The following is a 17,325-nucleotide window of genomic DNA, read 5'->3' as shown; positions in this document are numbered from 1 at the left end:
TAACCGGGACCCCCACATAAAAAAATTGACTTGGCGAAGGTTGTTGACCTTTGCACAAGTCAATAATAAATCTCGCGGGAAATGGAAAATTTTTGGAAAATACTTGAAGATTCTGGGAGATTCCTGTATAATCATTCTTCGCACGACTTTAAAATTAGGAAGGGACTGTTATTGTGGACGAGATCGAACAAATTTACTCCGGAGAGCTCTACCGGCCGTTTCTTCTTTACTGTGAACGGCATCATTACAAAACCATGGCGGATCTGGCGCGATGCCGGTTTGATCAGCTGGCGGCCTCGGAGGGCCTTCCGCCGCGCTTGGTGAGCCGGATTAAGACGATGTTCCTGATGTATGTCAAACAGCATACGGAGGCGTTCTTGATCGACCGTAGGGCGTCCAGGCCGGCTGCAACGCAGCAAAAGGCGCAAACAACCTCCAATTTGGAAGGGGAACTGGAGAACTTCTTTAAACAAAATCCAGACCGTTTGATCCGTATGCCGGAGGTCACAAAAGCACTCAGCGGAAAGGTGAAGCGCAGCGAGGTCTTGGACATCTTGGAGCGTTCCGATTGGTGCAAAGTGGTGGATGGGACCACCTTCTTCTATTCTTCGGGATGTTGATCGATTCCCACACAGAGAGCTGTTTTGGCTCTCTTTTTTCTTTTCTGCGCAAGTGCTGTTGCGCAACGAAGAGGCCCTCTTTCCAAAGATTGGGAAAGAGGGCCTCAGGCGCCGGTGCTTATGTTTGGGATTCGGGCCTTGTAGGAGGATAGAAAGAAGGGAAGAAGGAGTCCGGCGATTCTTTAAAGCGTTTTACAAGGTCGTCTTGGAGCGTCCCAGCGGCCTTCGGTTTGCGCATCCACGAAGGTTCCGGGTTTTCTTTTGGGTTCATACAGTGGTACACATTCATTTTTACAACCATGTTTCACACCTCCATCCATAGTTTATTCGGCAGGGATGGATTGGTGTCCAAAACGAACAAAAGGAGAGAAAGGGGAAACGATCTATGAAGCGGTATTTTTTCAGGGAGCACAAATGGGATGCAGTGAACGGCCTGTTTGGCGGGCAGAAGGATTTTGATCCGCGCCGTTATGAAACGTATGAGGAATTGGAGGTTGTACAACAGGACGACGGCCGTTTCTCGGTATGGGGGAATTTTGCAGAGGACACGGACCTATTGCGGGATACCCGCAAGGACACACAGGGGCTTTTCGCCGCAGTTGCGGCTCTCGCGGACGAAGTGGTGGTCGAAGAGGGTTGACGGGCATTTAAACAGGACCAGTTTCACGGAGAAGTTGGATTTTTTCCATAGTAGTATGGTACTGTTGGAGCTGTTCCCGCAATACGGCCAGCTCAATCTTCGAATCTTGGTCCGCAGCGGATAAAAAGGAATCCTCCATCAGATGGATGTTCCTGGCACAGCGGAATTCCATCTGATGCAGCGCCTCGCAAATGTTTTCCAAGTCGGCGTTGTTTAGCAGCATCGACATGCCTCCTTTTCAGACAGATTTGTCGTTAGTATGTCCGGCATGGAGAAGAATACTGCAATTGCTTGTATGAACAGGGCCATTTTGACCGAGACTTGAAGGATAAGGAAGGTGTTATCCATGAAATGGCTCAGTCAAATGGAACGCAAATTTGGGCGCTATGCAATACCGCATTTGATGTATATCCTGTCTGGAATCATGTTGGCCGTGTACTTGATCGACCTCTTTTTTCCCGGCACGCCGATGCAGTCCCTGCTGGCTTTGGACATGGATCTAGTCGCGCGGGGACAGATTTGGCGTTTCCTGACCTTTCTCTTTTTACCGTCTTCCAGCTCGCCGCTGTGGGTCCTTTTAAACCTTTATTTTTATTGCCTATTGGGGAATGCGTTGGAAAAGGAATGGGGCACGTTTCGCTTGAATCTATTCTATCTAAGCGGAATTCTCGGGAGCGTTTTGGCCGCGCTAGTCACCGGCTACGGCGTGAACCGATATTTAAACTTGTCGCTGTTTTTGGCGTTTGCAGCGCTCTACCCCAATTTTGAATTGCTACTGTTCTTTGCCGTCCCGGTCAAAGTGAAATATCTGGCGGTGATCGATTTGCTTTACAATGCCAGTTCGTTTTTCTATGGGGATTGGGCATCTAGGGCCGCCATCCTGATGTCCCTGCTCAATGTCCTTCTCTTCTTCGGCGCGGACCTCTTCCATTGGATCAAACGAAAGGCAGACTACTGGATGATGCGGCGGAATTTCCGGAAATATCACTGGTAAAGGAAAGTTTTGGAATTTTTGTATAAAATCGGTTGCGTAATTCTGGCCTTTGGTGGTATAATCTGTTTGAATCTTATAGAAAATGTGAGGAGGCGTTTTATGAAACGGGTTTTCTGTCTGTTGCTGGCGGCAAGTCTCTTTTTGCTCACCGGCTGCTTTGGAAAAAGTGAAGGGGAAGAGACTTCTTCCGAAAATCCCGCGCCTACGTCCTCCACGGTGGGAGAAGGGGATTCTAGTTTCATTCCTGCGTCTTTGCCACCATTGCCGGATGTACATCTGACGATTGGAAAGATTGTCAACATCATTGAGGGGAGTTATGCCAACGTGCGCAGCGCCCCGGACCAAAACAGCGAACCGATTGGACGTGCATACCCAGGGGACGCTTTCCTAGTGGACCCGCTGGGGAGTTCTGGCGACTGGGTCAAAGTTACCTATGAGGGGCAGAGCGGCTTTATTTTTCAGGCATACATCTCTGTAGAGGAGTAAAGCAGGACAGGCTCTTGAAGCAATAGGAGCTTTGCCGACAATACAAAAGAGGCATTCCTACAATAAGCACTTTTCGGAGTGGCGCAGGGCGAAAGCGGCGCCACTCTGTTTTTTTATGGAAGCGATCGCGTTCGAAAAGACGCATATAGCGGTCTTTTCGACCAGCATCATAAATCCCTCTGATGTAGGCGCGTTCTGCTACATCAGAGGGATCGTACGATGGTTTGTATTCTTTTGAGTTCGTCTGACAAATCAGGGACGGATGGCTTCGGCAAAACGGGTGAAGTTCCGCTCCCCGAAGAATTGTTCTTCCCAGACTTTGCGGCAATTGGCGCGCAGGGCCTGCCGTTGTTCCTGTGGAAGGCGGGAGAACGCCACAATTTGCTCTGCCAAAACATTTGGTGCAAACTCCATGGGAAGCAAAAAGCCGGTTTTGCCGTCTTGGACAATCTCGGAGGTACCGCCGACGTCGGTGGCAATGGCCGGGATCCCAAAGGAACACGCCTCCATGATGCTGACAGGAAGCCCTTCCGAGCTGCTGGTGTTGATAAAGAGGTCTGCGGGGTGTTGCTGATAATAGCGCATGAGCGCCTCGTTTTGAATGGGCCCGGCAAGCTGGCAGTCCATAAAACTGAGATGCTCCTTCGCATAGGCTTTTAAGGCGTCGAGGCCGTCCCCGCCGCCGAAGTGCGTCCAGTGCAATTTGAGGCCGCTGTCCTCCAAGAGGGATAGGGCTTGCGCCAAAAGCTCTACGCGTTTCACTGGGGAAATATGGCAGCAGCTCACGATATGCAGCTCGTCCCCTTGCGGCTCCGGGGAGAGGCCGAAATCGCGGGTGCCGAGGTATGCGGTCTCCACCTTTGTCTGGTAAGCGGGGTAGCTTTTTTTCAGAAGGTTACTCCCGTTGGCGGAGCAGGGGTAGACGCGGTCCAGATGCTCCAGCAGATAGGGGCGCAGCGGGAGATAGCCGGTTGCGTTGCGGTCCGCATAAAGGTCGTACCGGTGCGCACGGCTGACGGCCCGTTTTGCCTTTGCCCCGCAGTGGTCCCGCAGGCGGACGGCGGCAAGCGCGATGTCGTAGAACCAGTAGCTGTAAAAGGTCACGCCGTCGTATTGCTCTAAGTTGCAATCGGCCAGTTTTTCGGCCACTGCACGGTAGACGGCTTCAGATTTAGCCAAAAAGTAGGTCAAAAAGCCCCGGCGCTTCAGGGAGCCTTTGACGGCGGCGCGCTCTTCCGGGCCGGCGTATCCACGGCAATTGGTAAACGGCAAATAGGAGAGCGCCGCTCCCGGCAGCGCCCGTTTGATGCGGGAAGCAGGAATGTGTAAAATGGTAGCGTTGGCTGGGACAGAACGGGTTTGTTCCGGTGCATCGGAGGTGCTGGTAGCGGCGATGACGAGGCGGTCAAAGGCCTTGGCCAGCAGGGGAACCTCGTCCTCGATAAATTCTTCCCCCTTGTCAAAGGGGTAGGTTTTGGTCAGGAGAACCAGACAGGTCTTCATGAACAATGCCTCCATTCAAGATCTATGCAAGGTTTGTCACGCTTCCAATGTTTAAGCGTACGGTGTGGATCGGCGTTTTATTGCCCCGCAGGGCTTCGTCTTTTCCTCTGACTATAGTATACTATAATCAAAGGAAAATCAAAGGCTTTCTACTTGCCCTCCCTGGGGCAGGATGGTATAATTTGTACAATCAATATGGAAAATAGAGAAGGGATGATTCCCCGGAAAGAAGGCTTTGCCATTCATGAAATTGCTGTATCTCACCTTCCAGGAGGACGCGCCGCTCTACCTCGGCGTTACACGGAAGATTCGCGGGCAGGCGTCCGCGTTTCAAAAGCTTGGCTATGAGGTGACTTATACCCTGTGGCGGGAGAAGACATTTTGTTTCTGCGGTGAGGACCGCCACGAAGTACAGATCGGGCCGGGCCGCGTGATGAAGCAGTTTTTCCAAATTGCAGCGGACTATGTGGCTGCGCACCGGTTCGACGTCCTGTATATCCGCCTGGACCGGATCAGCTTTGATGTGATTCATCTTTGCAAAGCCGCCCGAAAAGCCGGAACCCGGCAGATCGGGGTGGAAATCCCCAATTATCCCTATTTGAAGGATTACGCGCGAAACATTCAATACGCCAAGGGGATCAAAGCGGGCGCAACGACAGCGGCCAAGATTGCGGCCAATATCGCGGCGGACCGCCTCTCCGGACTCTCTTTAAAGGGGCTAGTCGATGGCGTTGTGCTCTATGGGAACCATGCAGACCACTTCTTCGGTGTAAAAGCAATCAATGCGGACAACGGCATCGATACGGATTCCATCCCGGTGGTTGCGCCGAAGCCGGAAGGGGAACCCATCACTATGTTGGGGGTGGCCGGGACGCTGTGGTGGCAGGGATACGACCGCATCCTGCGCGGCATGCAGGCGTACCGGGCGTCCGGCGGGCGTCATCCGCTGCGCTTTGTGCTGGTGGGCGGCGACCGCACCGAAATGCCGGGATTCCTGGCGCAAGTGAAATCCCTTGGCCTGACGGAGGACGTGCTGTGCCCGGGCTTTCAAACGGGTGACGAGCTGAACCGCACCTACCGTACAGCGGATGTGGGGATTTCCACACTGGGATGCTACCGGCGTGGGTTGACCCGCTGTTCCTCGCTGAAGGCGAGGGAATATGCCGCGGCGGGATTGCCGTTCCTCTACGCATATGACGACGACAGCCTCACCGGTAAGGAGCCGTTCGCGCTCCGTGTGCCGAATGACGATACACCGGTGGATATGGAGCAATTGATTGCATTCGTTGAGCGCTGTAGGCGGCAGGCGGATTGCAGCAGACAAGAACGAACATTTGCAGAAGAACAATACGATTGGAAGGCGATGATGCAGCGCATCCTTGCGTTCCTCGGTGCATAAGGGAATCGGAAAGGAGGCTTTTACGTGCCGAAGGTCAGTGTGATTGTACCGGTTTACAATGTGGAAGACTATTTGGAACAGTGCGTAAAAAGTATTTTGTCCCAAACTTTAGAAGATATAGAGGTTTTGCTTGTAAACGACGCTTCGACGGACGGGTCGTTGAAGGTTGCCCGCTCCTTTGAAACGGACAAGCGGGTGCGTGTCCTGGAGAAACCCCACGGCGGGTTAGGGGATACGCGCAACTATGGTGTGGCGCGCGCTACGGGCGAGTACCTCGCCTTTATCGATTCCGATGACTGGGTGGACCCGGAAATGCTGGAAACCGTCTATGCGGCGGCAAAGGAGCAGGAGGCCGACCTGGTGGTGTTTAACTATATGCGCGAAAACCTGATCGATGGGGAGAGCCGCGCGTGCAGCGTGCCATTGCAGGCGGGCGAGTCGGATGAAGAGCGCAACCGGGCATTGTTGGAAGAATTGATCGGCCCATCGGTGAGCGGGAGTTCCTGGCGCACCACGGAGATGCTGGGCTGTGCATGGCGCAGGCTCTACCGGCGTGCCTGGTTTGTGGAAAATCATCTGGCGTATTTCAATGAGCAGGAGATCATGCTGGAGGATCTGCCGGTGTCCATTATGGCGCATACATTGGCCAAGAAGATCGTCTTTGCCAAAGGCGCTTATTATCACTACCGTTACAACCCGGAGTCCCTCAGCACCCGTTACCGTCCGCACAAGATGGAAATGATGACGAAGTGCTACCAGGTTGTGCAGAAATTTCTGAAACAACAGGGGATGGATAAGCAATACCGGGAACGCCACTTGGCTTGGCTGCTCCGCAATGCAGCGCATTCTGCGCTGGTGAACTGCTTCAGCCCGCACAACCCTGCGGACGCCAAGCAGCGCAAAGCGGAGGTGAAGGGGATCTTGGAGACCCCGCTGTTAAAAGAAGCGGCGGCTTCTTCCTATCTGTTGGGCGGGAATCGGTCCGATCAATTGATCTTGCGGGTGATCCGCACGGGGAATCCGTCGATGGTCTATGCATTTTATCGCTTCTATAGCCATATGCTGTTCCGTGATACGCAAAAAAAATAACCGGAGGAGGGGTCGTTATGTCCCAGAAAAAACAGGTGCTTTTTATCAATTACAGTTTGCACAGCGGTGGGATTGAGAAAAGCCTGGTGACATTGCTCTCTCTGTTCGATTTTACAAGATATGACGTTGATTTGCAGCTTTTTGCCAATGAAGGGCTTTTTTTAGAGCGCGTTCCGCCCCAGGTGAACTTGCTTCCGCCCCTTTTCCCGGCAGAGTATAAGCTGAATATCCGCAAAGCGCTGTTTGCCTTGGTAAAGAGCGGCCACCCGCTGGTAGCGGTCTGCCGCTTGCTGGTGACCTTTGCAGGGAAAACCCCTGGGGGGATGGGGGACCGTTTGGCGCGCATGTGGAAAATTGAAAAGCACTTTGTGCATCCGGCCCGCAAAGAGTACGATGCAGTGGTGGCCTTTATGGAGGGGCAGCCCATCTATTATGCGGTCACCAAGGTGCAGGCCAAGCGGAAGATTGGGTTTATCCACGGGGACTACAACGCTATGGGGTTGAGCCAGGACTTCGACCGGCCCTATGTGAAGCAGCTGGACGCACTATGTACGGTCTCAGAGGGCTGTAAGATGGCGTTGGAGGATAATTTCCCGGAGTTCCGGGAGAAATTCCATGTGGTCTATAACATCCTCTCCGCGCAGTTCCTGCGGAAAATGGCGGAGGCGCCCGTGGATTTTGGGGACCGCTATTCGGGCAGCCGTGTGTTGTCCATTGCGCGTCTCTCCGTACAGAAGGGGTTAGACCTCGCCTTGCCCGCGGTTGCTTCCCTCCGCGAGAAAGGGCTGGAATTCCGCTGGTATATCATCGGTGTCGGTCCCGAGGAGGCCGCTTTGCAGGAGCAAGCGCGCTCCCTTGGCATCGAGCAGGACGTCTGCTTCCTGGGGGAACAGGCGAATCCTTATCCGTTTCTGCGGGCCTGCGATGTGTATTTGCAGCCGTCGCGCTTTGAAGGGAAGTCCATTGCCGTGGACGAGGCAATGGTGTTGTGCAAGCCTATTTTGCTGACGGATTTCTCCACAGCAGCGGATCAGGTGACCTCCGGGGAAAATGGCCTGATCGTCCCCATGACGCCGGAAGGGATTGCGGAAGGCCTGGAAAAGCTGTTGACCGACGGAGAGCTGCGGCAGCGCTTCCACGACGCCTTGGAAGCAGAGGACTATACAAACGAAAACGAGATCGAAAAGGTATATTCACTGATCGGCTCGGAATAAACATAATTGTTTCCAATAGAAACAATGAACGATGGAAAGGAAGCGCCCTTTTGGACGCATCGGGGAAAGGTTATGCTTTTAAAAGATTTACTGGAAGGGTTGGAATATCAGAGTTCCGGCAGTACGGAGTTGGAAATCTCCGCTCTCATTTATGATTCGCGCAAGGCAAAGCCTGGGTGTGCGTTTATCTGCCTGTGCGGGGCGAACGCAGACGGCCACCTCTATGCACAGCAGGCGGTACAGGCAGGGGCTGTGGCGGTGATAGCGCAGCACGAGGTGGACGCATCGGGGGCCACCGTCGTAGTGGTGGAGGATACCCGCTATGCGCTTGCCGTGCTCTCTGCGGCGTATTTTGGGCATCCCGCGAGGGATCTGCGCGTTGTGGGCCTTACGGGGACGAAAGGAAAGACCACAACCTCGTATATGATCCGTTCCATTTTGGAGGATGCGGGGATCAAGACCGGCTTGATCGGCACCATCGGTACGGTGATTGGCGATCAGGTGATTAAGACGGAGAACACAACGCCGGAGTCGTATGAAGTGCAGAAGTCCCTCCGCCGGATGGCGGACGAGGGGTGTGGGGCGGCAGTGATCGAAGCTTCCTCCATCGGCCTGCGGGATCACCGGGTATCCGGTTTCACGTTTTCCATCGGCTTGTTTACGAATTTTTCGCCCGACCATATCGGCGGAAATGAACATAAGAGTTTGGAGGAGTACCGCGCATGTAAGGCGATGCTGTTCCGCCAGTGCGAGCTGGGGATCGTCAACATCGACGATGAAAATTGGAAGGCCATCACAGAAGGGCACACCTGCCAATTGGAGACCTATGGTTTCCATCCGGAGGCGCAGCTGCGCGCCAAAGGGGAGCGCTTACTCTCCTGCCCCGGCTATTTGGGGGTGCATTTTGAATTGGATGGGCCCTATCAGTTCGGCGTGGATGTGGATATCCCAGGGCATTTCAGCGTGTATAACGCGCTGGCAGCCATCGCGGTTTGCCGTCACTTCGGCGTAACCGAGGAGAACATCCGGCGCGGTTTGAATGCGGTCAAGGTGAAAGGGCGTGTGGAGCCGGTCAAGGTGCCGGGAAATTATACGCTGTTGATCGATTATGCGCACAACGCCGTCAGCATGGAGAACATCCTGGAAACGCTGCGGGAATATCATCCAAACCGGCTGATCTGCCTGTTTGGAGCGGGCGGCAACCGGGCGCGCTCCCGCCGGTATGAAATGGGGGAGGTCAGCGGGCGGCTGGCGGACCTTTCCGTAGTGACCGCCGACAACTCCCGGTTTGAGGATGTCATGGACATTATCTCGGATATCGAAGTGGGGCTGCACAAAACAGACGGGAAGTATATCGTGATCCCGGACCGCAAAGAGGCCATCAAATATTGCATGGACCACGCGCAGGAGGGGGACATTATTGTCCTCGCTGGCAAGGGACATGAAGATTATCAGGAGATCAAAGGGGTCAAATACCATCTGGACGAACGGGAAGTCGTTGCGGACATTTTAAAAGAGGAAGGGTTGTCCTGAATTTGGAACGCCCTAGAACATCCAAGAGAAAAGGAGGCAGAACCATGAAGATGACGGTGGAAGAAATTCGTAGAGCCTGTGGAGGGAAACTTCTGTGTGGGGACCCGGAAGCGGTTGTGACTTCTGTGAGCACCGACAGCCGGAAAATAGAGCCCGGCGCACTGTTCGTCCCCATCAAAGGGGAACGGACCGATGCGCATGCATACATCACGGCGACATTTGCGGCCGGCGCGGTGGCAACCCTGACAGAAGAACATACGGAGATGGAGGATTCCCATGTTTGGATCCGGGTCCCCAATACCCTTTCCGCGTTGCAGCTGATCGCCACCGCATACCGCCAGCGGTTTTCAATCCCGGTGGTCGGCGTGACGGGAAGCGTCGGGAAGACGACGACGAAAGAGATGATCGCGCTTGCCCTTTCTGCGGAAAAGAAGGTTATGCGTACGGAAGGAAACCACAACAGCCAGGTCGGATTGCCGCTGACGATGTTCCGTCTGGAGCCGGAGCATGAGGTCGCTGTTGTGGAGATGGGGATGAGCGATTTTGGCGAAATGAGCCGTCTGGCGGAGATCGCAGCGCCCAATTGTGCGGTGATCACCAATATCGGGATTTCCCACATTCAGCAGCTTAAGACACAGCAGAACATCCTGGGGGAAAAGCTGCATATCATCGATCGTTTTCAGGAGGATTCTGTCTTGTTTTTGAACGGAGACGACCCCATGCTGGCGGGCTTGCGGGGAAAGCTCCGGGTAAAAACGCGGTACTTTGGGATGCAGCCATGGTGCGATGACCGCGCCGAACAGATCGCTTTCCACCCCAATGGGGTCCGGTTTGTCTTCCGAACAAATGGGATTGCACAGGAAGTGGATCTGCCCGTTTTGGGGTTGCACAATGTGACGAACGCATTGGCCGGCCTCGCGGTGGCACATTTCCTTGGAGTGGACTTGGAAAAAGCGGCTAAAGCCCTGAAAGAATATCAGCCCCTTGCTATGCGGCAGCAGCTGCACCGCCATAAGGGCATCACGGTTATCGACGATTCATACAATGCAAGCCCGGATGCACTCAAAAGCAGCCTGGATATGCTGGAAAACCTGCGGGAACAGGATGGGCGTTGCATTGCGGCACTGGCGGATATGCTGGAGCTTGGTGCCCTGGAGCACCGCGCGCACTTTGAGGTGGGCGCTTACGCAGCCGGAACCGGCGTGGATGCATTGGTGACGGTTGGAACGCGTGCGGCGGCCATTGCAGAAGGAGCGCGTTCTGTCAAACCGGAAATTCCCTGCCATGTTTGCGCTTCCAATGAGGAAGCGGTAGAGGTCTTAAAGGGGCTTCTTCGCTGCGGGGATGTTGTTTTGGTAAAGGGGTCCCGCGGGATGCACACCGATGAAATTGTGAAAAAGCTCTTGGAATATCTTGGCTAAGGGATTTTGTCCCTATTGTTTTACCGCTGGTAACATTTTTGTTACTTTCTAGCTCGGAAAACCTGCGTAAAAGATGGATTCTTCCCGTCTTTTGCGCAGGTTTTTATATGTTTTTGAGGATTTTCTCCCTCCAACTGGTTACAATTTGTAATTTTTTTTCATGAAAGGGCTTGTCATCCAGTATAATCTGTGCTATACTGTAACCAATTTGTTACAGATTGTAATTTGTATGTAAAAATTGTTACATACTCGAATAAAACGGACAAGCTGTTTCCGCGGGAAGCGGCAGAAAATTGGAGGGGTTACCATTGAATCGGATAAACCGGAAATTTTTGCTTTTCTTTACGTTGCTGTTTGCAGCGCTGACGATTACAGCATCGTTTGGACACAGTGTGACGGCGCAAGCAGCGGAGGAAAAAACCGGCGTGGATTTGGCGGATCATGTCCTTTTAGCATATAAGAATGGCTGGAAATACCGCAGCGGTTGCTATGGACAGTTCGTGGGAAATAAGCGTGCGAGCGATTGTTCCGGTTTGATTAAATCCTACCTTTGGTGGCAGGGAGAGGGCCAGAATCCAAATCCGGGATCGATGTCGGTGGCTGGCAGCTCCGGTGCGATGCTCCAGAGTGCCGAGGTTTCCGGAGACATCAATTACAATGATCCTTCCTCTCTTCCGCGTATCCACGGCTTGATCCTCTATCAGCCTGGCCATGTAGGGGTTTATGTTGGAAACAATACGGCGATTGATAATCGAAGCTCCGGGGAAGATATGAAATATGAAGAGGTCTTCGGGCGTAGAAACATCAAGTGGACAAAGTGGTTTAAGCTTCCCCAGATTACATATCCGACGACGGGATGGGCTACATATGATGGGGACAAGTACTATTATGAAAACGGACAATATGCGATCAACACGATCCGCATTATTGATGGTATTTCTTATACATTCGGTGAAGACGGAAAGATTGTAGAGCAAAAGCCATATGTCGCTTCATAAAGGGAGGGAATAATCCTCTGCAAAGAGAATCTCTTTGCAGAGGATTATTTTGTTTTGCATTGTTTCAACAAAGTACCGGTTGTTTTTTTATCTTCCATTGTTTGAATCATATGTCAAAAATAGGTTTTCATAAAAATATGAATAAATTTTAAAAAAGGATTGCCCTAGTTTGTCCACTTTTGCAATTTTTTGTCGTTGTTAATAGATGTATCAATTTTAAAGGAGGCAGTTCCTATGTTTAAGAAATTCGCAGCCGTATTTTGCGCATTCTGCATGATTGCCAGCGTTGGTACCAACGCGATGGCCGTGGCAGAAGTGCAGCCCGATGAAGTAAGCGCGATTGAGATCCAGCCCCGCTACACTTACGCAGACTATGTAGACAGTTGGCTGGATGTCAGCGGAGGCACCGCTTATGTAGAGGCGGAAGCGGCAGGTAAGTCCAATGTAACCAGTATCCGTTTGACTGTTACGCTTCAAAAGAAGAGCGGCAGCAGCTGGTCGTCTGTCCGCAGCTGGACAGAGTCGGATTCCAGCGATTTTGTAAGCCTCTCCAAGGAGTTGTCCGTTTCTTCCGGAACGTATCGTGTGAGAGCAACAGCCGTCTTCAACGGTTCTGAAACGGTCACGGTTTATAGCAACACAGCACCGTAAGCTACCGATCTTTTATTTAAGACCGTCTAACGGATTTTGGATCAAAATAATTCCATGCGGATTGTTTTGATGGTGTCTTTCCAGCCGCGGGACTACAGTGGCTGGAAAGTGGGTTTCTGTTTTGTACCAGCGGAGCAAGCTCCGTAAAATCTTGCCTACATGCATTTACCAATACAACCAAACGAGAGGGCCGCCCTTCCCCGGGCGGTCCTAGTTTTTTGTCATAAATAATATAAAAAATACCGCTGTAGCGTTTTAACACTACAGCGGTATAGGTCTTTATGGGTGAATTTTTATCGATTGCCGATCATATAATTCAGGAACATGCTCTCATCTTCCGGATTTTCCACCTTCAACTCAGCGGAAACCTTGGAGCTTTTTGCTCCATCCAAGAGAGCCCGAACACCATACAACTGGCACAGCTTGCTTTTCAGGTTGAGGGTGTTTCCATCCTCTGTTACCAAATATACATTTCCTTGTGCTTTATCAAGAAGGTCAAGAAGCTTTTGAATATCGATGTCGTAAAGTTTCATAGTTACTCCCTCCAATGAATTTATAACTTGGGTCTATTATACCATGTAAACTACAGAATTACAATGTGAATGATAGACAAGATTCCAAAGGTTAATCCGCCATTATGTCTTAGTCCACCCACTTACTTTTGCGCAGCGGGACATCCAATAACGGCAAAACATTTCTTCATCTTCTTTGTCTTCAACGATAATTTCAGGAGAGATTTTGTTATCTTTTGAATCCTCGAGCAGCATCTTAATGCCATACAGCTGTGCCAGTTTGCTGTTCATTCCAAAAGAGACGCCCTCTCCCGTAACCAGATAAATGTTCCCTTTTGCATGTTCAAGCAGGTTCACAAATTCACCCACGCTAATGTCGTATAGTTTCATGTTTCCCTCCTTGTAGTTTACATAAAGGATTATATCATACATGTTGCATAATTGCAAGCCTAATTCTTTGTGCAATATTTAAAATCCTGTAAAAAATTGGTAAAGGAATTGTGTATTATTGAGAGATAGGCTCCCACTTGCACACTTTTGCTTCATTGGGTTAAAGTATGCGGGCAGCGCCAAGCATGCTACAGGATTCTTTCGATACGTTATCAAAAGGCGAGAAAAACGGGTAATCACATTCACTTCTTGTCCTTGTAGCACATAAGATGGAGTGGCGTTTTTTATAATCAGTAAAGGAGAGAGTTTTCATGCCATCAATTGTTTATACAGTAAGAGAGGGAGATACCCTTTGGAATATCGCAAAAGCTTATGGCACGACTGTCAACGATATCGCCCGATATAATGGAATTGTCGAAACCGATGTGATTTATCCTGGACAGAGACTGCGGATTTTTGTCCCGGAGGAGAGCACACCGAAATGGTATGTCGTCCGTCCCGGTGATACCTTGACAAAAATTGCGGAGAAGTTTGGGACAACAGTGCAACGCTTGATGTGGCTCAACGATATTTCCGACCCGAATCTGATCTATCCGAGGCAGAGGCTGCGGATCCGTCCGTAAGTGCTTTTACGGCGGCTAGACATAGAAAATCCCCGCTCCATAGATCCTGATGGGGCGGGGTTCTCCTTTAAGAGTTTTTAGAATACGGGTAAACCTTTTCACTTAGCGGTGTACGGCATTTGCCTACCGAGGCAGAGTTTTGGCTGTACAACATTACAATTTCCCACATATCACGGATGAACGTGCGGTACTCTTCCTCAGTAATTGGCTTTGGCCAGCTTAGGATCAACAGCTGATGCGGCGTACAACCCTTTTGATAGGAGGGATGAATATAATAATATCCGTTGTAGTGAAAGCCCAGTCGCTCGTAAAAGCTTTTTCTCCGAATGGATATGTCGTCGATCGGCGGGTCGATCTCTAAAACGATCTTTTGGTTCCGTTTGCAGAATTCTTCTAGGCACCGGGAACCGATACCGCTACCCCGTAGGCTAGGTTCAATGGCAAGATGCTCAATATATTGAAATCCGCTCAATTCCCAATAAAATATTAAGCCGCAAAACTGTTCCCCCTCCCAGATGGTTTCACAGAAAAACCTTGGGTCAGCTAGCGCACGGATGTGGTCATCCAGGGAACGCTGTTCCTTCTCTGGGAAACTCACCTGATATAGAGAAAATGCCTTTTGAAATATGTCGTCCTTTTGGTCCATGTGCCGGATAAATTTCATAATATTCTCGTCCCTTCTATGTTGATGGATTAATTTCTTCATATGGTTTTGGAGCAGACCATTTCCATTCTAGCATATGCCTTGTAAAAAGTCACGGTTCCATGTTTGAAAGGGGAGAGAATCCTTGGCCGTTTAAGAAAACTGGAAGAAAACGCCAATTGATATCAATTCAGAAAATCAGACACGGCGGCAGCCGCCTTGCTTTGCTAAACAGAGAAAAATTTACATATTGTTAATTAAATACTGATGGAGGATATAGTAGAATACTAACGAGTCCAATTTATAGAATTTCGAATGAAAATCGAAAAAACGCGGCGAGGTTCCCTTTGAAATTGGCACGTGGATAGCGGGCTTTGCTTGCAGGTAAAATGCCTATAAGGGGGTGGCCTTGTGTTTGGATATGTCCGGCCTCAGAAGTCTGAGTTACGTGTGCGCGAATATGAAGCATATCGGGCGGTTTATTGTTCGTTATGCCGGCAGCTTGGAAAGAGCTATGGGATGTTCGCAAGAATGACGCTCAGCTATGACTGTACCTTTTTCGCATTGTGGCTGATGGCGTTGCACAAGAAATGCTTGGGTTTTCGAGAAGGCCGTTGCGTGGTGAACCCTCTCAAGAAATGTGGAGCTTGTATAGGGGGGGGAGACGAACTCCGTCTGGCTTCTGCGTTATCGGTGATTATGGTTTACCAAAAGGTGCGGGATAATATTGCAGATGACCGTTTTTTAAAGCGTATGAAGTCCTACATGGTACTCCCGTTTGTCTCCCAAATGCGCAGGAAAGCCGCAAAGGACTATCCGGAGCTGGACAAGATCGTGGCCTTGGCGATGATGGAGCAGGCGGCTGCGGAACAAAATCCAGGGCAGAGTATTGACTTTTATGCAGAGCCGACCGCGAAGATGATGGAGCAGGTTTTCGCCTTTGGTGCGGCTGCCCCGGAACTGAGCCCCGAGGACCGTCTTGTGCGGCAGGCGGGGTATTTTTTAGGCCGCTGGGTCTATATTATAGATGCGGCGGACGATTTGGAAAAAGATTTATATGAAGGAGCATTTAACCCTTTTATCATTAAGGAGCAGTTGCAGCCCAACTGTCCGACGGAACGGCTGAAAGAAGTCAAAGAGGAAGCAAACCGGATTTTAAATGCGACGCTTTCCCAGCTGATCGCAGCAGTCAACTTGATGGACCTTGAGCAGCTCGGCGCGATTGTTTCCAATGTGATGTTTCTCGGCTTGCCGGAGATGCAGCGAGCAATCCTGTTTGAGAAGGAGAAAGAAAAGCATGTCTGACCCGTATAAAATTCTTGGGGTACCTCCCACTGCAACGGACGATGAGGTCAAAAGTGCTTACCGGGCACTGGCAAAAAAATATCATCCCGATAATTATGCCGGCAGCCCTGTTGCAGATCTCGCGGATGAGAAGATGAAGGAGATCAACCAAGCGTATGACACAATTATGGCCCAACGCAAAGGACGCACAACAAGTGGTGCGCAGCAGACGGGGTGGGGTTATACAGGATATTCCTCCTATGCCAATCCTAGGTCCGGTTTTAATGATGTGCGAAACTTGATTATGACCGGCCGGATTGCGGATGCAGAGCAGATTTTGAATGGTGTCCCTGCGGAAGGGCGCGATGCGGAATGGCATTTTCTGAAAGGGACGGTGCTGTATAAACGCGGCTGGATGGAAGAGGCATACAATCATTTTTCAAGCGCCTGCCAGATGGACCCCAATAATATGGAGTACCGGGCGGCAATGAATCAGGCGATCAACCAACGCAATGGCGTTTACGGCGGATACAACCCGAATGTCCAGACCGTGGGTGGTTGTAGCTTTTGTGATATTTGCGCAACGGCAATTTGCTGTGATGCTTGTTGTAATCCGTATGGTGGGGGCGGCTGCTGTTGAGAAACAATACCATAAAGCTGGCGTTCAGCAGTATGCTGGCTGCATTGAGCACGGCGCTGATGTTTATGACCAATTTGTTTCCCGCTGCATCCTATACGCTTCCAGCGATCGCGGGGGCTTTGATGATGCTGACGGTGATCGAACTGGGCAAGAGATGGGCTTGGCCATCGTTTGTAGTGTCGGCTGTATTATCGTTTTTGGTGGTAGCCGATAAAGAGGCGGTCGCGATATTTGTCCTCTTTTTTGGATATTATCCCATTCTAAAAGCAAATTTCGAACAGCTCCCCAAGCGGTTGTTCAGGTGGCTTGCCAAGTTCCTTTTGTTCAATGTAGCGATGGTTGTGGAGTTTTTCCTCTCCATCCATTTGCTGGGCGTGCCGGAGGAAAGCTTTACGGTTTTTGGCGTGTATCTCCCTTGGGTCTTCCTGTTGGTCGGGAATGTGGCGTTTTTGCTGTACGATTATTGCCTTTCCTGCTTAGTCGTCGTCTATTGCCAGCGGATGCATAAAAATGTACAACGGTGGCTTAGGCTGAAATAAAGCTTGATTTTTCAAAATTTTGGTCTTAATATAGAGTGGAACCGTTTTCGCCCTGTGGGCGGCGAAAACAGCTCCACTATTTTTTGCATGATTTGTGGAGGTTGCCGTCGTTTTCTGCATGCGATCGGGCGGCAAATCCGATAAAA

General features: G+C 50.9%; 20 protein-coding genes. 15 read left to right on the top strand and 5 right to left on the bottom strand.

Going from position 1 to position 17,325, the window contains the following annotated elements; genetic code table 11:
* The first annotated feature begins 173 nt into the window (after positions 1 to 173).
* Positions 174 to 620: a hypothetical protein gene (locus I2G69_RS09855; protein WP_087229004.1), complete on the top strand. Its 447-nt coding sequence runs from the start codon at positions 174 to 176 to the stop codon at positions 618 to 620.
* Between the two features lie 385 nt (positions 621 to 1,005).
* Complete coding sequence (locus tag I2G69_RS09850; protein WP_087228998.1) at positions 1,006 to 1,260, top strand: hypothetical protein; 255 nt, start codon at positions 1,006 to 1,008, stop codon at positions 1,258 to 1,260.
* 7 nt (positions 1,261 to 1,267) lie between these two features.
* Here I2G69_RS09850 and I2G69_RS09845 read toward each other — a convergent pair whose 3' ends face one another.
* Positions 1,268 to 1,483: a hypothetical protein gene (locus I2G69_RS09845; RefSeq protein WP_191405513.1), complete on the bottom strand. Its 216-nt coding sequence runs from the start codon at positions 1,481 to 1,483 to the stop codon at positions 1,268 to 1,270.
* 123 nt (positions 1,484 to 1,606) lie between these two features.
* Between I2G69_RS09845 and I2G69_RS09840 the strand changes: the two genes are divergently transcribed.
* Positions 1,607 to 2,254: a rhomboid family intramembrane serine protease gene (locus tag I2G69_RS09840; protein WP_191395543.1), complete on the top strand. Its 648-nt coding sequence runs from the start codon at positions 1,607 to 1,609 to the stop codon at positions 2,252 to 2,254.
* Between the two features lie 99 nt (positions 2,255 to 2,353).
* Positions 2,354 to 2,740 (top strand): SH3 domain-containing protein, encoded by a 387-nt coding sequence (locus I2G69_RS09835; protein ID WP_087228989.1) that lies wholly within the window; start codon positions 2,354 to 2,356, stop codon positions 2,738 to 2,740.
* Between the two features lie 252 nt (positions 2,741 to 2,992).
* Here the strand turns inward: I2G69_RS09835 and I2G69_RS09830 are convergent, their stop codons facing one another.
* Positions 2,993 to 4,243, bottom strand: coding sequence for a glycosyltransferase (locus tag I2G69_RS09830; protein WP_195450928.1), 1,251 nt, complete (start codon positions 4,241 to 4,243; stop codon positions 2,993 to 2,995).
* Positions 4,244 to 4,487: 244 nt separating this feature from the next.
* Here I2G69_RS09830 and I2G69_RS09825 point away from each other — a divergent pair, with 244 nt between their 5' ends.
* The 7 genes from I2G69_RS09825 (at position 4,488) to I2G69_RS09795 (ending at position 12,548) form a co-directional block, all read left to right on the top strand.
* Complete coding sequence (locus I2G69_RS09825) at positions 4,488 to 5,642, top strand: glycosyltransferase (protein WP_087228985.1); 1,155 nt, start codon at positions 4,488 to 4,490, stop codon at positions 5,640 to 5,642.
* A 24-nt stretch (positions 5,643 to 5,666) separates the two neighbouring features.
* On the top strand, positions 5,667 to 6,731 hold the full coding sequence (locus I2G69_RS09820) for a glycosyltransferase (RefSeq protein ID WP_087228982.1): 1,065 nt from the start codon (positions 5,667 to 5,669) through the stop codon (positions 6,729 to 6,731).
* 17 nt (positions 6,732 to 6,748) lie between these two features.
* Positions 6,749 to 7,945: a glycosyltransferase gene (locus tag I2G69_RS09815; protein WP_191441466.1), complete on the top strand. Its 1,197-nt coding sequence runs from the start codon at positions 6,749 to 6,751 to the stop codon at positions 7,943 to 7,945.
* Between the two features lie 72 nt (positions 7,946 to 8,017).
* A complete protein-coding gene (locus I2G69_RS09810) occupies positions 8,018 to 9,478 on the top strand; it encodes a UDP-N-acetylmuramoyl-L-alanyl-D-glutamate--2,6-diaminopimelate ligase (RefSeq protein WP_195560715.1) in 1,461 nt (486 codons plus the stop codon).
* 44 nt (positions 9,479 to 9,522) lie between these two features.
* Complete coding sequence (locus I2G69_RS09805) at positions 9,523 to 10,899, top strand: UDP-N-acetylmuramoyl-tripeptide--D-alanyl-D-alanine ligase (protein WP_195560714.1); 1,377 nt, start codon at positions 9,523 to 9,525, stop codon at positions 10,897 to 10,899.
* Positions 10,900 to 11,207: 308 nt separating this feature from the next.
* Positions 11,208 to 11,897: an NlpC/P60 family protein gene (locus I2G69_RS09800; protein ID WP_243254936.1), complete on the top strand. Its 690-nt coding sequence runs from the start codon at positions 11,208 to 11,210 to the stop codon at positions 11,895 to 11,897.
* A 234-nt stretch (positions 11,898 to 12,131) separates the two neighbouring features.
* Positions 12,132 to 12,548 (top strand): hypothetical protein, encoded by a 417-nt coding sequence (locus I2G69_RS09795; RefSeq protein WP_087228969.1) that lies wholly within the window; start codon positions 12,132 to 12,134, stop codon positions 12,546 to 12,548.
* Positions 12,549 to 12,841: 293 nt separating this feature from the next.
* On the opposite strand, the gene I2G69_RS09790 is transcribed toward I2G69_RS09795, so the two are convergent.
* Both I2G69_RS09790 and I2G69_RS09785 read right to left on the bottom strand, forming a co-directional pair.
* Positions 12,842 to 13,081, bottom strand: a complete 240-nt coding sequence (locus I2G69_RS09790; RefSeq protein WP_087228966.1) for a hypothetical protein — start codon at positions 13,079 to 13,081, stop codon at positions 12,842 to 12,844.
* A 102-nt stretch (positions 13,082 to 13,183) separates the two neighbouring features.
* Positions 13,184 to 13,450: a hypothetical protein gene (locus I2G69_RS09785; RefSeq protein ID WP_087228964.1), complete on the bottom strand. Its 267-nt coding sequence runs from the start codon at positions 13,448 to 13,450 to the stop codon at positions 13,184 to 13,186.
* Between the two features lie 311 nt (positions 13,451 to 13,761).
* Between I2G69_RS09785 and I2G69_RS09780 the strand changes: the two genes are divergently transcribed.
* On the top strand, positions 13,762 to 14,073 hold the full coding sequence (locus tag I2G69_RS09780; protein WP_087228962.1) for a LysM peptidoglycan-binding domain-containing protein: 312 nt from the start codon (positions 13,762 to 13,764) through the stop codon (positions 14,071 to 14,073).
* A gap of 67 nt (positions 14,074 to 14,140) precedes the next feature.
* Here I2G69_RS09780 and I2G69_RS09775 read toward each other — a convergent pair whose 3' ends face one another.
* Positions 14,141 to 14,737: a GNAT family N-acetyltransferase gene (locus I2G69_RS09775; protein WP_195560712.1), complete on the bottom strand. Its 597-nt coding sequence runs from the start codon at positions 14,735 to 14,737 to the stop codon at positions 14,141 to 14,143.
* 390 nt (positions 14,738 to 15,127) lie between these two features.
* Between I2G69_RS09775 and I2G69_RS09770 the strand changes: the two genes are divergently transcribed.
* The 3 genes from I2G69_RS09770 to I2G69_RS09760 are packed head-to-tail and all read left to right on the top strand — an operon-like array spanning position 15,128 to position 17,179.
* The gene (locus tag I2G69_RS09770; RefSeq protein WP_191362381.1) at positions 15,128 to 16,021 is read left to right on the top strand and encodes a DUF5685 family protein; all 894 of its coding nucleotides are present in this window, start codon (positions 15,128 to 15,130) and stop codon (positions 16,019 to 16,021) included.
* Positions 16,014 to 16,640 (top strand): J domain-containing protein, encoded by a 627-nt coding sequence (locus tag I2G69_RS09765; protein ID WP_087228957.1) that lies wholly within the window; start codon positions 16,014 to 16,016, stop codon positions 16,638 to 16,640. The genes I2G69_RS09770 and I2G69_RS09765 overlap by 8 nt, the downstream gene beginning before the upstream one ends.
* Entirely contained in the window at positions 16,637 to 17,179 is a 543-nt protein-coding gene (locus tag I2G69_RS09760; RefSeq protein WP_243254935.1) for a hypothetical protein, read from the top strand. The genes I2G69_RS09765 and I2G69_RS09760 overlap by 4 nt, the downstream gene beginning before the upstream one ends.
* The last annotated feature ends 146 nt before the right edge of the window (positions 17,180 to 17,325 follow it).

It is taken from the genome of Anaeromassilibacillus sp. D41t1_190614_C2 (assembly GCF_015558525.1).
Classification (GTDB): Bacteria; Bacillota; Clostridia; order Oscillospirales; family Acutalibacteraceae; genus Anaeromassilibacillus; species Anaeromassilibacillus stercoravium.
The sequence above is the reverse complement of the archived record's forward strand: the minus strand, read 5'-3'. Positions and strand labels throughout refer to the sequence as shown.

What these genes read in the sequence shown, in the direction of transcription:
- I2G69_RS09825 (WP_087228985.1), top strand. Translation starts at nt 4,488, where the DNA reads ATGAAATTGCTGTATCTCACCTTCCAGGAGGACGCGCCGCTCTACCTC.
- I2G69_RS09850 (WP_087228998.1), top strand. Translation starts at nt 1,006, where the DNA reads ATGAAGCGGTATTTTTTCAGGGAGCACAAATGGGATGCAGTGAACGGC.
- I2G69_RS09840 (WP_191395543.1), top strand. Translation starts at nt 1,607, where the DNA reads ATGAAATGGCTCAGTCAAATGGAACGCAAATTTGGGCGCTATGCAATA.
- I2G69_RS09795 (WP_087228969.1), top strand. Translation starts at nt 12,132, where the DNA reads ATGTTTAAGAAATTCGCAGCCGTATTTTGCGCATTCTGCATGATTGCC.
- I2G69_RS09775 (WP_195560712.1), bottom strand. Translation starts at nt 14,737, where the DNA reads ATGAAATTTATCCGGCACATGGACCAAAAGGACGACATATTTCAAAAG.
- I2G69_RS09835 (WP_087228989.1), top strand. Translation starts at nt 2,354, where the DNA reads ATGAAACGGGTTTTCTGTCTGTTGCTGGCGGCAAGTCTCTTTTTGCTC.
- I2G69_RS09785 (WP_087228964.1), bottom strand. Translation starts at nt 13,450, where the DNA reads ATGAAACTATACGACATTAGCGTGGGTGAATTTGTGAACCTGCTTGAA.
- I2G69_RS09780 (WP_087228962.1), top strand. Translation starts at nt 13,762, where the DNA reads ATGCCATCAATTGTTTATACAGTAAGAGAGGGAGATACCCTTTGGAAT.
- I2G69_RS09830 (WP_195450928.1), bottom strand. Translation starts at nt 4,243, where the DNA reads ATGAAGACCTGTCTGGTTCTCCTGACCAAAACCTACCCCTTTGACAAG.
- I2G69_RS09765 (WP_087228957.1), top strand. Translation starts at nt 16,014, where the DNA reads ATGTCTGACCCGTATAAAATTCTTGGGGTACCTCCCACTGCAACGGAC.
- I2G69_RS09845 (WP_191405513.1), bottom strand. Translation starts at nt 1,483, where the DNA reads ATGCTGCTAAACAACGCCGACTTGGAAAACATTTGCGAGGCGCTGCAT.
- I2G69_RS09815 (WP_191441466.1), top strand. Translation starts at nt 6,749, where the DNA reads ATGTCCCAGAAAAAACAGGTGCTTTTTATCAATTACAGTTTGCACAGC.
- I2G69_RS09805 (WP_195560714.1), top strand. Translation starts at nt 9,523, where the DNA reads ATGAAGATGACGGTGGAAGAAATTCGTAGAGCCTGTGGAGGGAAACTT.
- I2G69_RS09810 (WP_195560715.1), top strand. Translation starts at nt 8,018, where the DNA reads ATGCTTTTAAAAGATTTACTGGAAGGGTTGGAATATCAGAGTTCCGGC.
- I2G69_RS09790 (WP_087228966.1), bottom strand. Translation starts at nt 13,081, where the DNA reads ATGAAACTTTACGACATCGATATTCAAAAGCTTCTTGACCTTCTTGAT.